The organism is Microbacterium sp. LMI13-1-1.1 (genome assembly GCF_040815625.1).
Classification (GTDB): domain Bacteria; phylum Actinomycetota; class Actinomycetes; order Actinomycetales; family Microbacteriaceae; genus Microbacterium; species Microbacterium forte.
On record NZ_JBFPNL010000005.1, the window covers coordinates 305,039 to 317,687 of the forward strand.

At 68.4% G+C, this 12,649-nt stretch carries 17 protein-coding genes and 1 tRNA gene; 8 read left to right on the top strand and 10 right to left on the bottom strand.

Translation table 11 applies throughout. The features are described 5' to 3' along the window. Positions 1-7: 7 nt before the first annotated feature. Both MRBLMI13_RS08360 and MRBLMI13_RS08365 read right to left on the bottom strand, forming a co-directional pair. On the bottom strand, positions 8-538 hold the full coding sequence (locus MRBLMI13_RS08360; protein WP_056375015.1) for an FHA domain-containing protein FhaB/FipA: 531 nt from the start codon (positions 536-538) through the stop codon (positions 8-10). Next, entirely contained in the window at positions 535-1,263 is a 729-nt protein-coding gene (locus tag MRBLMI13_RS08365; protein WP_042541009.1) for an FhaA domain-containing protein, read from the bottom strand. The genes MRBLMI13_RS08360 and MRBLMI13_RS08365 overlap by 4 nt, the downstream gene beginning before the upstream one ends. A gap of 318 nt (positions 1,264-1,581) precedes the next feature. On the opposite strand from MRBLMI13_RS08365, the gene MRBLMI13_RS08370 reads away from it, so the two are divergent. Then, positions 1,582-1,664 (top strand) — tRNA-Leu (locus MRBLMI13_RS08370). A 73-nt stretch (positions 1,665-1,737) separates the two neighbouring features. Here MRBLMI13_RS08370 and MRBLMI13_RS08375 read toward each other — a convergent pair. Then, the gene (locus tag MRBLMI13_RS08375; RefSeq protein ID WP_367821751.1) at positions 1,738-2,151 is read right to left on the bottom strand and encodes a hypothetical protein; all 414 of its coding nucleotides are present in this window, start codon (positions 2,149-2,151) and stop codon (positions 1,738-1,740) included. A gap of 159 nt (positions 2,152-2,310) precedes the next feature. Here MRBLMI13_RS08375 and MRBLMI13_RS08380 point away from each other — a divergent pair, with 159 nt between their 5' ends. From MRBLMI13_RS08380 to MRBLMI13_RS08390, 3 genes are all read left to right on the top strand, one after another. Beyond that, a complete protein-coding gene (locus tag MRBLMI13_RS08380; RefSeq protein WP_367821753.1) occupies positions 2,311-2,667 on the top strand; it encodes a hypothetical protein in 357 nt (118 codons plus the stop codon). Positions 2,668-2,810: 143 nt separating this feature from the next. Beyond that, positions 2,811-4,172: an LCP family protein gene (locus tag MRBLMI13_RS08385; protein ID WP_367821755.1), complete on the top strand. Its 1,362-nt coding sequence runs from the start codon at positions 2,811-2,813 to the stop codon at positions 4,170-4,172. Between the two features lie 70 nt (positions 4,173-4,242). Further along, positions 4,243-5,040, top strand: coding sequence for a siderophore-interacting protein (locus MRBLMI13_RS08390; RefSeq protein ID WP_367821757.1), 798 nt, complete (start codon positions 4,243-4,245; stop codon positions 5,038-5,040). Positions 5,041-5,053: 13 nt separating this feature from the next. On the opposite strand, the gene MRBLMI13_RS08395 is transcribed toward MRBLMI13_RS08390, so the two are convergent. The 3 genes from MRBLMI13_RS08395 to MRBLMI13_RS08405 form a co-directional block, all read right to left on the bottom strand. Continuing rightward, a complete protein-coding gene (locus tag MRBLMI13_RS08395; protein ID WP_367821759.1) occupies positions 5,054-6,043 on the bottom strand; it encodes an aldo/keto reductase in 990 nt (329 codons plus the stop codon). A 68-nt stretch (positions 6,044-6,111) separates the two neighbouring features. Continuing rightward, positions 6,112-6,438: a hypothetical protein gene (locus MRBLMI13_RS08400; protein WP_367821761.1), complete on the bottom strand. Its 327-nt coding sequence runs from the start codon at positions 6,436-6,438 to the stop codon at positions 6,112-6,114. A 61-nt stretch (positions 6,439-6,499) separates the two neighbouring features. Beyond that, positions 6,500-6,820 (bottom strand): DUF952 domain-containing protein, encoded by a 321-nt coding sequence (locus MRBLMI13_RS08405; protein WP_052492964.1) that lies wholly within the window; start codon positions 6,818-6,820, stop codon positions 6,500-6,502. A 52-nt stretch (positions 6,821-6,872) separates the two neighbouring features. On the opposite strand from MRBLMI13_RS08405, the gene MRBLMI13_RS08410 reads away from it, so the two are divergent. The 4 genes from MRBLMI13_RS08410 to arr all read left to right on the top strand — a co-directional run bounded on the left by MRBLMI13_RS08410 (position 6,873) and on the right by arr (position 8,760). Further along, positions 6,873-7,445 (top strand): TetR/AcrR family transcriptional regulator C-terminal domain-containing protein, encoded by a 573-nt coding sequence (locus tag MRBLMI13_RS08410; protein ID WP_367821763.1) that lies wholly within the window; start codon positions 6,873-6,875, stop codon positions 7,443-7,445. Between the two features lie 113 nt (positions 7,446-7,558). Then, positions 7,559-7,795 carry a hypothetical protein gene (locus MRBLMI13_RS08415; RefSeq protein WP_042540995.1) on the top strand — a complete coding sequence of 79 codons (237 nt, stop codon included), beginning with the start codon at positions 7,559-7,561 and terminating at the stop codon, positions 7,793-7,795. Further along, entirely contained in the window at positions 7,792-8,046 is a 255-nt protein-coding gene (locus MRBLMI13_RS08420; RefSeq protein WP_367821766.1) for a hypothetical protein, read from the top strand. Before MRBLMI13_RS08415 ends, MRBLMI13_RS08420 begins: the two co-directional genes overlap by 4 nt. Positions 8,047-8,349: 303 nt before the next feature. Then, positions 8,350-8,760 carry an NAD(+)--rifampin ADP-ribosyltransferase gene (arr, locus tag MRBLMI13_RS08425; protein WP_056376371.1) on the top strand — a complete coding sequence of 137 codons (411 nt, stop codon included), beginning with the start codon at positions 8,350-8,352 and terminating at the stop codon, positions 8,758-8,760. 161 nt (positions 8,761-8,921) lie between these two features. Here the strand turns inward: arr and MRBLMI13_RS08430 are convergent, their stop codons facing one another. Genes MRBLMI13_RS08430 through manD form a run of 4 tightly spaced genes read right to left on the bottom strand, consistent with a single transcriptional unit; the run spans position 8,922 to position 12,573 of the window. Next, a complete protein-coding gene (locus MRBLMI13_RS08430) occupies positions 8,922-9,683 on the bottom strand; it encodes a Pr6Pr family membrane protein (protein ID WP_367821768.1) in 762 nt (253 codons plus the stop codon). Positions 9,684-9,723: 40 nt separating this feature from the next. Next, on the bottom strand, positions 9,724-10,677 hold the full coding sequence (locus MRBLMI13_RS08435) for a sugar kinase (RefSeq protein ID WP_367821770.1): 954 nt from the start codon (positions 10,675-10,677) through the stop codon (positions 9,724-9,726). Next, entirely contained in the window at positions 10,674-11,342 is a 669-nt protein-coding gene (locus tag MRBLMI13_RS08440; protein WP_367821772.1) for a bifunctional 4-hydroxy-2-oxoglutarate aldolase/2-dehydro-3-deoxy-phosphogluconate aldolase, read from the bottom strand. The genes MRBLMI13_RS08435 and MRBLMI13_RS08440 overlap by 4 nt, the downstream gene beginning before the upstream one ends. Before the next feature lie 4 nt (positions 11,343-11,346). Then, positions 11,347-12,573, bottom strand: coding sequence for a D-mannonate dehydratase ManD (gene manD, locus MRBLMI13_RS08445; protein ID WP_042540987.1), 1,227 nt, complete (start codon positions 12,571-12,573; stop codon positions 11,347-11,349). Positions 12,574-12,649: the final 76 nt, after the last annotated feature.

Below are 12,649 nucleotides of genomic sequence, written 5' to 3' on the forward strand. Positions count from 1 at the left end.
GCCGGGGTCAGGCTCGCAGCTCGAAGGTCGTGGCGCCCACCTTGATCGGGGTGCCGAGGGCGAGGCCGACCGGACCGCCGGTCACCCGCTGGCCGGCGACGTACGTGCCGTTGGTCGAGTCGAGATCCTGGATGGCCCAGCTGTCGCCTCGGAGCAGCAGGCGCGCGTGATGGCTGGAGGTGTAGTCGTCGCGGATCACGAGAGCCGACTCGCTCGAGCGGCCGATCGTCAGAGTCTCGGTGCCGAGGGGCAGTTCGAGCCCCGCCTTCGGGCCGGAGGTGATCACGAGGCGCTTGGCCGTCGCGACCGTCGCGGGGCCGGTGCTGGGCTTCGACGATGCGGGGCGGGATGCCGGTGCTGAGGCGGGTGCCTTCGTCGGGGCGGGCATCGCGGCAGCGGCCTCGGCCGGGAGCTTGCGCACCTTCATGCCGAACAGGTCGGCGCGCAGCGAGTAGACGACTCCGAACACGAAGAACCACAGGATCAGCAGGAAGCCGATGCGCAGCAGGAGCAGGACGAGCTCGCTGGGAGTGCTCACGAGATGGCTCCGAACGCGCGGGTCGCGTCATCGTCACGCGGCCGCGGCGGGCGTGACGGGGTGGCGACGGGAACGATGCGGAACACCAGGTCGGTGCGTCCGATGGTGATGGTGGTGTCAGAGGGAAGGGCCGCTTCTCGCACCTTCTGGCCGTCGACCTTGGTGCCGTTGGTCGAGCCGAGGTCGCGCATCATGGCGCGCTCGCCGTCCCAGAGGACCTCGACGTGCTTGCGGCTGGATCCCGCGTCGGAGATCGTGATGTCGGCATCCGTTCCGCGGCCGATGACCGTGCGTGCACGGGTGAGCGAATGGCGGCGGCCGTCGACGTCGATGACGGCCTGCCAGTTGACGCGACCCTCGACCGTGCCCGAGCTGACGTTGATCGTGCCGGTGGCGATCTTGTCGTCGCCTTCGAGCGAGATCGACAGCGGGCCGGAGAAGCTGTAGCCCTGCGCCTTCGCGTGCTTGGTGAGCAGTGCGTGCAGCTCATCGGTGAGCGCACCGCCGAGCCCCTGCATCCGCTCGGCGTCGTCAGTGCTGAGGCGCACGACGAAGTTGTTGGGCGCGATGATGCGGTCCCTGCTCACCACAGCCGCTTTGGTGTCCGCTTCGCGCCGAAGGGCCGAAGCGATCTCCACGGGCTGGATGCCGCTGCGGAAGGTCTTCGCGAACGCGCTGTTCACAGCGCGCTCGAGACCCTTCTCAAAGCTGTCAAGTAGTCCCACTGGGCTCCTCTGGCATACCGACCGGTACGCACATCGTAGCCAGGTGTGCTGGGTGAACGCCCTCGCGAGGCGGGAAAGCGCCGAGAATCCGGGGGAGTGGGGAGGGGTATGCGGGGTTGAGGGTGGTGTCTCGCGGCGGCCGGGGGCGCGCCGTTCGGGAGGAGAACTGCCCCTGGGGAGGAGGAAATCGAGGGGATCCTCCTCCCCAGGGGCAGAAGTCCTCCCGACGGTGCTGAGTCCACCGCGGCCTCGGTTTCTTCGCGAGGCGGAACGCGTGATATCTTTGGGAAGTTGAGTTCTTCGGAGCCCGACATACTCGCGCGAGTGGCGGAATGGTAGACGCGCTGGCTTCAGGTGCCAGTGTCCTTATGGACGTGGGGGTTCAAGTCCCCCCTCGCGCACAGCGAGAAGCAGATGTGAAAAGGCCCGGTTCCTCTCGAGGAAGCCGGGCCTTTCGCATGCGTCGGAAGTGTGTCAGCCGCGAATCGCCCGCCGAGCCGCCTCGAACCGCACCCAGTCATGGTCGGATGCCGGGGTCAGCTCCCACTCTTCGACGGGGCCGCTCTCCCATGCTGTCGCGGCCACAGCGCCACCCGCGTCGGTGAGATCCGTGACGACCGCGGCGTCGAGTCGGCCGCCGGCGAGGAGCTTCTGCTGTGATGCCTTCGTCACTCGACCCCACCACTCGGGCTCGGCCGTTGCGGTGAGCACCTCACCCTTCTTCAGGACGACGGCGACGGCATCCGCATCTCCAGGCGCGGAGTCCTCGACGACGAGAACGGGCGCCCGCCTCACGCCCAGCGCCGCGATCACCGCCTCGCCGAGAGTGTCGTAGCTGCCGGTGCTCGTGTGACGGCCGTCGAGTGTGTGCTCGATGTGGAAGCTCATGGATGAAGGCTACTCACCGCTCCCGTCGGACGCGCCGACCACTGCGGTTATTTTGAATGACTCAAAATAAGGTACGGTGGAAGAACAACGTGGTGCCGGGGTTGCAGCCCCGGCACCACTGTCCGTGAGACACCACCATCCCTGACTGAGGAGGCTCGCATGAGTCACGAACACGCCCCAGAGTACAGATCTCTGCCCGCCCCGCTGCTGCGGTTCGCACAGCATGAGTCCGTGCAGCGCATCACGACCGCCGACCTGCTCGCCACCCCGCCTCGCGCGAGCGAGCCCGGTCACTTCGTCGGTCGGGTGGACTCGGGCGGTCTGGGGAGCCCGCGCTATTTCGTCGGCGAGTACCGCGACGGGCGGATGCCGACCGCACTCGTGCTCGAATACGGCGCTTCGTCCTCCGACCAGACGAGATCGGCACGGGTGTGGAGCCTTGCCGATCACCGTGGGACGAGCCCGGACTACCGCCTCATCCACGATGACTCCTCCCGCGGCTACGTCACGGTGTGAGCCCGAGCTCACAGCACCCTCGCAGGACTCGCCGCCTCCACGTGTTGGTGGTGGCGGCTGAGTCGTGATGGTGTGAACAGGTGAGACCGCCAGCATCCTCCCCCAGTGACGGCCAGAACGACGTATCGCCCGAGACCGGACCGGTGCCCCGACCTCGCCGGCGGCGTGGCTGGGTGATCGGCTGGATCAGCGCTGCCGTCGTCGTGGCGCTGGTCGCCGTCGGTGCGATCGCCTACGCGCAGCTGCAGGGGAACGTCACGACCGCGCCGATCCGCTCGGACGACGGGGAGTCCGAACCCGAGCTCGCGACAGGGGATCTGAACATCCTGCTGCTCGGATCCGACTCGAGAGCGCTCGAATCGGACGGCTTCGGCGAAGACGACGGCACCGAGCGCAGCGATGCGATGGTCATCGCTCACATCTCGAGCGACAACACCCGGATCGACGCCGTGCAGCTTCCGCGTGACACCCTCGGCGACCTGCCCGCCTGCGACGACAACGGACGCGGGTCGTACGACGGCGGCTTCGGGATGCTGAACTCGGCCCTGCAGTACGGGCCGGCCTGCTCCGTCGCGGCGGTCGAGCAGCTCACGGGCATGACGATCGACCATTTCGTGCAGATGGACTTCGAGGGCTTCATCGGCATGGTCGATGCGATGGGCGGCATCGACGTGTGCCTGCCCGAACCCCTGCAGGACGGCCACGCGAGGCTCGACCTGCCGGCCGGCGCTCAGTCGATCAACGGCGACCAGGCGCTCGCTCTCGCCCGCACCCGGCACGCGCTCGCCGAAGAGAGCGACATCGCTCGCCTCGGACATCAGCAGATGGTGCTCTCGGCGATCGTGCAGAAGGCCACGAAGTCCGACGTGCTGGTGCGCCCCGACCGTCTCTACGCGTTTCTCGATGCCGTCACCTCGTCGATGACCGTCGATCCGGGGCTCGGCGCCCTGACCGATCTGGCCGGCCTCGCCGCGCGGGTCGCGAATGTTCCCCTGAGCAGCGTGACGTTCGTCACGATGCCGACGACCGAGGCTCCGGAGGATCCCAACCGCGTCGTGCCCACCGCCGATGCCGACGTCATCTTCCGGGCGCTGATCGACGACGTGCCGATCGTGCTGACCACCGACGAGGTGCAGCCCCCAGCCACCGTGCGCACCGCCCCCGTGCAGATTCTCAACGGAGCGGGCATCAGCGGGCTGGCATCCCGCGTCTCGGAGGATGCGACCGGCTACGGATACACGGTCGCGAGCATCGCCAATGCCGACCCGGTCGAACTGACGACGATCACCGCTGCGGACACCCCCGACGCCCAGCAGACGGCGCAGGCGCTGGCTGCCGAACTGGGCCTCGCGGTGACCGTTCAGGTCGGGGACGTCGAAGGAGTGCAGGTGCTGCTCGGTGGCGACTACGAAGCGCTCGTCTCGCAGCCCCACGCGACGCCGGTGCCGCCGCGCCCGGTCGACGCGGTGAACCGCAGCGCCGACACCGACCTCTGCGCCGGCTGAGCGGCCCTCGCTCCGGGCTGCGCCGGGCAGACTGGAGGAGACTTCGTTCCTCACCGTCAGGAGACGCAAAATGCCGGACCAGCCTCGTCGAACCCCCAGCCAAGCCGTGCTCAGCGTGCAGCGGGTGGAGCAGGTGAGTCCTGACCTCGTGCGCATCACGGCCGGAGGCGACGGGTACGAGGCCTTCACCGACAACGTCTTCTCCGACAAGTACGTGAAGATCCTGTTCGCCGACCCGCGCCACGGGCTCACTCCTCCGTACGATCTCGCGCAGCTGCGCGAGGAGAGCCCCGAGAAGCTGCCCACCCGACGTACCTACACGGTGCGCGCGGCGGATGCCGAGCAGCAGCGTCTCGTGATCGACTTCGTCGTGCACGGCGACGAGGGCGTCGCGGGCCCGTGGGCTCGGTCGGCCCAGATCGGCGACACGCTCGTCGTCAGCGGAGCAGGCGGCGGGTACCTGCCCGCGCCGGGAACCCCGTGGCATCTGCTCATCGGCGACCACACCGCCCTCCCCGCGATCTCGTCGGCCGTCGAAGCGATGGACGCGGATGCCGTCGGGCACGTCATCCTCACCGTCGCCGACCCCGCCGACCGCCTCCTGCCGGAGGTGCCGGCCGGCGTGACGGTTCGATGGACCGACTCGGATGACGAGCTGCTGGCCGTTCTCGCCGAGCTGCCCTGGGGTGCGGGTCACCCCGGGGTCTTCGCGCATGGCGAGCGCGGAACCATCAAGGCCGTGCGGGCTCTGCTGAAGCAGCGCGACGTGCCGAGAGAGTCACTGTCGATCTCGGCCTACTGGGCACGGGGCCGCGCAGAGGATCAGTTCCAGGCCGAGAAGCGCGAGCCCATCGGTCAGATCGAGTAGCGCTCGACCTGGGTCAGAAACCCTCCGGCTCGCGAGGCGTGTAGGCACTGGTGAGCGCTTCGAGCTCGGCGGGTTCGAGGTGGATGCTGACGGCCGCGACGGCATCCTCGATGTGACCCGCCCTCGTCGCGCCGACGATCGGCGCCGTCACCGCGCTCTGCTGAGCGACCCATGCGAGAGCGATCTGCGCGCGGGAGACTCCTCGCGCCTCGGCCACGCGAGCGACCGCCTCGACGATGGCGCGGTTCGACTCCTCTTCGCGGCGATACAGCGTCGCTCCGAAGTCATCCGTCGCGGTGCGTGCCGTCTTCTCGTCCCAGTCGCGTGTGAGCTTGCCGCGCGCGAGCGGCGACCAGGGCAGCACTCCGACGCCGGAGTCGAGGCAGAACGGGTGCATCTCGCGCTCCTCTTCGCGCTGCAGCAGGTTGTACTGGTCCTGCATCGACACGAACGGCGTCCACCCGTTCTGCGCCGCAACGTGCTGAGCCTTCGCGAACTGCCATGCCCACATCGACGACGCTCCGATATATCGCGCCTTGCCGGAGCGGACGACGTCGTGCAGAGCCTGCATCGTCTCCTCGATCGGCGTCTGCGGATCCCATCGGTGGATCTGGTAGAGGTCGACGTGGTCGGTGCCGAGGCGCCTCAGGCTCGCGTCGATGCCCGAGAGGATGTGGGCGCGACTGAGCCCGGCCTGGTTCGCGCCCGGTCCCATGCGCCCGTGCACCTTGGTCGCGATCACGATCTCATCGCGGTTCGCGAAGTCGGCCAGAGCGCGACCGACGAACTCCTCGCTCGTGCCGTCGGAGTAGACGTCAGCGGTGTCGAAGGTGGTGATCCCGGCTTCGAGCGCGTGCCTGATCAGCGGGCGGCTGGCCTCTTCGTCGAGGGACCACCCGTGCGCGCCGCGATCCGGGGCGCCGAAGCTCATGCATCCGAGAACCACCGGGGAGATCCGGAGTCCTGAGCGACCGAGCCTCACGCTGCCTGCTGTGTCCAGCATCCGAATACTCCCTCTTGTCGTGGTCTGCGATCGATGCTCTCACGGTGCGGAGCGGTCAGGGGCGGCGGTCAGCTGAATCCGAACAGCACGAGCACGAGCGCGAACCCGATGGCCGGTCCGAGGAACATCACCCAGACGAGGAGGAGCACCGCGAACCCTCCCTTGACCAGATCGCCTCGCCTGACGAACGCGGCCAGGCCCGTGGCGACGACGAGCAGAGCCGACGCGATCCCCGGAATTCCGAGGGGGAGCCACTGGATCGTCCACAGCATCCCCGGAAAGAGAGTCGAGAGGGCAGCGGCTGCGGCAGTCAGCCCGATCACCAGGATGATGACCTCTGCCGCGATCTCGATGCGCTTGTCTCGGCGCTCGGTGACCGTCATCTCCGTGTCCACGGTGGCGAGCCTAGAGACGGATGCTGGGAGCTCACGGCGACGCTCCCGGTGGCGCCGCGGCTCAGCGCGAGATCGGTGTCTCCGAGGCGACCACGCCACTCGTCATCGGCAGTGCGCCGAGGATGTGCGCATCGCCATCGACCCACTCGACGGCGATGCCTTCGGCGGCCAGACCCTCGGGGCGGATCGCGATGTCGAGGAGCGGCAGGGTGAGATCGCCGAAACGGGCGGCGACCACCGCGCCGAGCCGGTCGGCGGTCGTGGCGTGGATGAAACCGGCGTCATCGAGATGGACTCCCCGGGTCGAGACGACGTATTCGCCGAAGCCTCGGCTCATCTCCCAGTCGTCCTGGATGGCGATGTGGTGGATCAGGTCTGACACGGTGGACTCCTTAATGAAACGAGTGCGTAGCATTTATTGCTAGGGTCATCCTATGACGGGAAAACGAGGTCGGCCTTCCGCCGGTGAGGCGAACGCTCGAGACGAGAGAGTGGTCGACGTCGTCGTCTCTCTCCTCAGCGATGAGGGCTTCGAGGCGCTGACCTTCGATCGCGTCGCGGCCGACGCGCATGTCGCGAAGCGCACACTGTACGGAGTCTTCGGCGACCGCGCCGGCCTCGTGCGGGCGGCGATCCTCAGACAGCACGCCTATCTCGGCGAGGCGGGGGACGCGGGGGACGACCTTCGATCGGCGTGCCGAGCCATCCTGGCGCACCTGCTCGGAGACGAGGCGATCGGCATCCATCGTGCGATCATCGCCGCAGCTGCCCGGCATCCGTCTCTCGCCGTGGAGTTCTATGACGAGGGTCCAGGGCGCGCTCAGGGGTTCATCGCGTCGCACCTGCCGGCGGATGCCGTGGTGACGGCGGAGTTCCTTTTCGCCGCGCTGCTCGGCGAACTCCACCGACGTCGGCTGCTCGGCCTCGCCGGACCGCCGACTCCGGCTGAGATCGACACGCAGGTCGATGTGGTGCTCCGCTCGTCGGGTCTTCCTGTCGAAGCCTGACCCTGACCGGATCGGGCGGAATCCTCCCCGTCTCGAGGTCAGCTGTCAACCGCCCTGCGCTCGCCGCGGATCGGACGGATCATTATGGTCCGGACGAATCAGAGGAGGGCACCATGTCGAACATCGACGCATTCGCCAACAGCTTCCCGCCGAACATGCCGGGAGTCCCCCCGGTCGACGACTTCACCGATGGGACGTTCCCCACCGACACCTCGCAGCCTGAGACACAGGGCGATGAGCCGCTCGAGGCCGAGCTCGGCGAGGACGGACAGGGCGACCTCGCCCCGGAAGACGAAGGCCTGCCGCACAGCGGCGATGCGCCGTCGGATCTGCGGGACGGCACCGAGTGACCAGCGACGGCGAGAACTCCGGCCGGGATGTGAGCGGCGCAGAACCCTCCGAAGACGGGATCGCGGCGCTCATCGAGGATCGGGATGCCGACGACCCTGACCAAGTCGGGGAGATTCCCGCGGGCAACGCCGGCGCGGACTCCGGAGGGTCGGGTCCGGTGCGGGTCGATCCGTCCTCGGAATCATCCGTGCAGGACGAGTCTGTCCACAACGACGAGCCGGGTGTCGGCACGCGTCGCTCCGGCGACTGAGGGACTGAGGCAGGCGCTCCGTCGGGAGGAGGACTGCGCTTCGGGAGGGGAGAATCCGAGGATTCATCCTCCCCAGGCGCAGGTCTCCTCCCCACGCGCAGCGCGCCCTCACCAGGCAGTGCCGTCCCGAGGCAGTGCCGTCCCGAGGCGCAGTGCCTTCCCCAGGCGCAGTGCCTTCTCCCGGGCGCAGTGTCCTCCCCACGAGCAGTGCCTTCCGCGGGCGCGGATCTCCCCCTCACGTGCAGATCGGCGCCCGGGCAGAGTGCCCTTCCGCGGCATCCGGAGCAGTCGTAGGCTGTGCCGGTGAGCGACGCACTGGATGACGGACCCTTCTTTCACGGCACCAAGGCGGATCTGCGCCCGGGTGACCTCCTGACGGCGGGGTTCGCGTCGAACTACCGCCCCGAGATCGTGATGAATCACATCTACTTCACGGCCGTGGCTGATGGCGCGGGTCTCGCCGCCGAGCTCGCGCCGGGTGATCGTGAGCCGCGCGTGTACGAGGTCGAGCCGACCGGCGACTTCGAGAACGACCCGAATGTGACGGACAAGAAGTTCCCCGGCAATCCGACCCGCTCCTATCGCAGCAGTGCGCCGTTGAGGGTCGTGCGCGAAGTGCTCGACTGGACCCGTCTCTCGCCGGAGGCGCTCGCCACCTGGCGGGAGAGGCTCGCCGCCCTTCACGCCGACGATCGCGCCGAGATCATCAACTGACTCGGCGGCGACGACGCATCTGCAGGACTCGAGCACGGATGCGGGACAGAAGCTCGAGTTCGGTCCTGCATCCGTGCTTCGTTACTGCAGATGGGCCAGGGGTCTCCCGCGAAGGGAACGGGCCGCGTGAAGGGACCGGAAGCGTCAGGAGAGGGAACGGATCAGCGCCGTGCGACCCGTCGGGCGAGTGCGCCGAGCACGCGGTCGATGATGACGAACACGAAGCCCACAGCGATGAGGGCGATCGTCAGGGCGATGATCCACTGGGCGACGCCGACGAGACCGAGCGCGTCGACGTCCATGAAGGGGTACGGATACGTCTGGCCGGGCGTGAACTCTCCGCCGAGCGCTCCATAGGCGAACGCCCACGTCAGGTACGCGTAGGGGACGAGCGTCCACAGCAGCGGGTCGACCCACCGGAACGATCCCTTCGGCACGAAGAGCAGCCAGTCGACGATGACCAGCACCGGCGTGATGATGTGGATCAGGTTGTCGGTGAGCGAGAAGATCTCGGCGTCGCCGTCGGCGAACCGTGTGGGCACGAGCACGATCAGATAGATGAGCATCGTGACGGTGATCGCGAACATCACCGCTCCGCTGCCCCTGGCACTGGGCGTCGAGGTGCCGAACGGGCCGCTCTGACGCAGGTCTCGGATGGTCCGGACGATGAGGAACAGCACCCAGGCGAGACAGAGCAGATTGCTGACCATCGTGTAGAACAGCACGGTCGTCCACGAGGGGTCGCCGGTCAGGAGGTTGGCGTGCCGGATGACACCGGTGAGGATGACAGCCAGCGCCAGGAGTCGGTAGACGAGCGCGACCGGTCGGGAGTTCACCGCAGCGTGCGAGAACAGCGCTCTGCGCGCGGGCTCTGCATCGGGTAGGCCGGAAGCCGTGGACGGAGAAATGACGGCTTTGGACATCCTTCGAGGCTACGCGTTCTCGGGCTGCTTCAACGCCGAATCAGCGCCGCACCGGGTCGGAATCGCCGTCGACGAACCGCTCGAGATCGCGCAGGGTCGGAGCGGCCTCCCAGTCACCGGGAACCAGGCAGGCCATCGCGCCGCAGGCGTTCGCTCGCCGCAGCACGGCCTCGAGATCCTGGCCGTCGAGCAGAGCGCTGAGATAGCCGGCGACGAAGGCGTCGCCCGCACCCACGGTGTCGACCGGGGCGATCGTGAATCCGGGCGCGCCGACCACGGATCCGGCCGTGAAGACCGAGGCGCCGTCGGGACCCTGCTTGAGCACGGTCGTCGCGCACCCGGCATCGTGCAGTCGTGCCGCCGCATCCGCCACCGAGATCCCGGGATACAGGATGGCGAACTCCTCGGCGCCGCCGAAGACGACATCGGAACGCTCGGCGATGTCGCGCAGTGCCCGGCCCGCGACCGCGGGGGAGGCGAGCGCCGAACGGTAGTTGATGTCGAAGCTCACCCTGGTCCCGGCTGCACGCGCCCGGTCGATCGCGAGGTGCACGGCGGCCTCGGCCGTGTCGGACAGCAGGGGAGTGATGCCGGTGATGTGCAGCAGGGAGGCGTGTTCGACCCATCCGTCCGGCAGATCCTCCGGCCGCAGCCGGGATCCGGCCGACCCCGCGCGGTAGTAATGCACGGCGGTGGATGCCGCAGACGGGCGCTCCTTCACCATGAGGCCGGTCGCGGCATCCGCGTCGACGATCGCTCGCACGTCGACGCCGTCTCCGCGGATCTCCCGCGCGACGCGCTCACCGAGGGAGTCGTCGCCCACGCGTCCGAGCCACGACGTCGGGATGCCGAGCCGGGCGAGGCCGATCGCGACGTTGCTCTCGGCGCCGCCGATGCCGAACGCCAGGGAGTTCGCATGCCGCAGCGAGCCGATCTCGGTCGTGCGCACGAGCGCCATGGTCTCGCCGAGGGTGACGACAGTCGGCGAGGTCACGCGGAGTCCCGCGCGCACACCTCGACGAAGGCGGCCGCGCGCTCGCGCAACGCGGCGAGATCGCCACCGTTGAACGCATCGCCGAGCAGCGGACCGCCCACGCTCACCGCGACCGCACCGGCTCGCAGCCAGGCCTCAGCACCCGCGAGGTCGACTCCGCCGGAAGGCACCGCGACGAGGTCGGGGAAAGGCCCACGCAGGTCCTTCAGATATGCGGGGCCGACCTGACCCGCGGGGAACACCTTGACCGCAGACGCACCCGCAGACCACGAGGCGAACAGCTCGGTCGGCGTGAGCCCTCCCGGAACGATCGGCACACCGGAATCCGTCGCCTGGGTGACGAAGTCGGTCGACGTGATCGGGGTGACGATGTACGCCGCGCCGACCTCGATCGCCCGAGCCAGGTCGGCCGTGTTGGTGACGGTGCCGATTCCGAGGTCGACCGTGTCGCCGAACCGCGCGAGCAGCTGGGGGAAGTGCTCGAACGTGCCCGGAGTCGTGAGCGTGAGCTCGACACTGCGGATGCCGGCGTCCACGAGCACGTCGAGCACGGCGTCGTAGTCCTCCGCCCGCTTCGCACGGGCGACGACGATCAGGCGCGAGTCGACCGTGCCCTGCGGCAGGGCGACCCGGCGCGGCTCGCCGGGCATGGCCTCACCAGTCATGGCCTCACCAGTCATGGACGGTCCCGTCGAGCAGACGGTTCACCGGCAGGTAGGCCTTCGTGTAGTCGTGGCCGGCCGCGGCATCCTCGTCGAGGTCGACACCGAGTCCGGGCTTGTCGCCGGGGTGCAGGAAGCCCTTGTCGAACGTGAAGGAGGTCTGGAACACCTCGAGCGTCTGCTCGTTGTGGGGCATGTACTCCTGGATGCCGAAGTTGTGGATCGCGAGGTCGAGGTGCAGCGCCGCGGCCATGCCGACGGGCGAGATGTCGGTCGGACCGTGGATGCCGGACTTGATGCCGTAGATCGCGGCGAAGTCGAGCAGCTTCTTCATGGCCGTGATGCCACCGGTGTGGGTGACGGCAGAGCGCACGTAGTCGATCAGACGCTCGGTGATGAGGGTCTGGTAGTCGAAGACCGAGTTGAAGACCTCGCCGATCGCGAGCGGCGTCGTCGAGTGCTGGCGCACGAGGCGCAGCGCGGTCTGGTCTTCACCGGGGGTGCAGTCCTCGAGCCAGAACAGGTCGTAGGGCTCGATGTCCTTCGCGAAGCGCGCGGCCTCGATCGGCGACATGCGGTGGTGTCCGTCGTGCAGGATGCGCAGGTCGGTGCCGAAATCCTCGCGGATCTGCGAGAAGATCCCCGGCATGTGGTTGAGGTAGTTGCGGGTGTCCCACGTCTCTTCGCTGGGGCGGTCGCCCGAGCGCTTGGCGGGCTCGTAGTCGTAGCGCACGCCGGGGCCGGTGGACGAGACGCCGTAGATCTGGCCGAGGCCGGGGACGCCGGTCTGGACGCGCACCGCGGTGTAGCCGAGCTCCTCGTAGCCGGTGATGGCGTTCTTGAGTGCGGCGTAGTCGGTGCCCGACGCGTGGGCGTAGACGCGGACGCCCTCGCGGCTGGCGCCGCCGAGCAGCTGGTACAACGGCATCCCGGCCTTCTTGGCCTTGATGTCCCAGAGCGCCATGTCGACCGCGGCGATCGCCGCCATGGTCACCGGGCCGCGACGCCAGTACGGACCGCGGTAGAGGTACTGCCAGGTGTCTTCGATGCGGTCCTCGTCGCGGCCGATGAGCATCGAGGCGACGTGCTCGGAGAGATACGAGGCGACGGCGAGCTCGCGTCCGTTGAGAGTGGCGTCACCCAGGCCGACGATGCCGTCGGAGGTCGTGATCTTGAGCGTGACGAAGTTGCGTCCGGGGCTGGTGATGTTGACGTCGACGATCTCGATGGTCATGTCGTTCTCCTGAAGAAGCGGGTCGAAGTGGGGGTGCGGGCGTTCGGGCGCCCGCACCCCGGGTCGTGATGAGCGG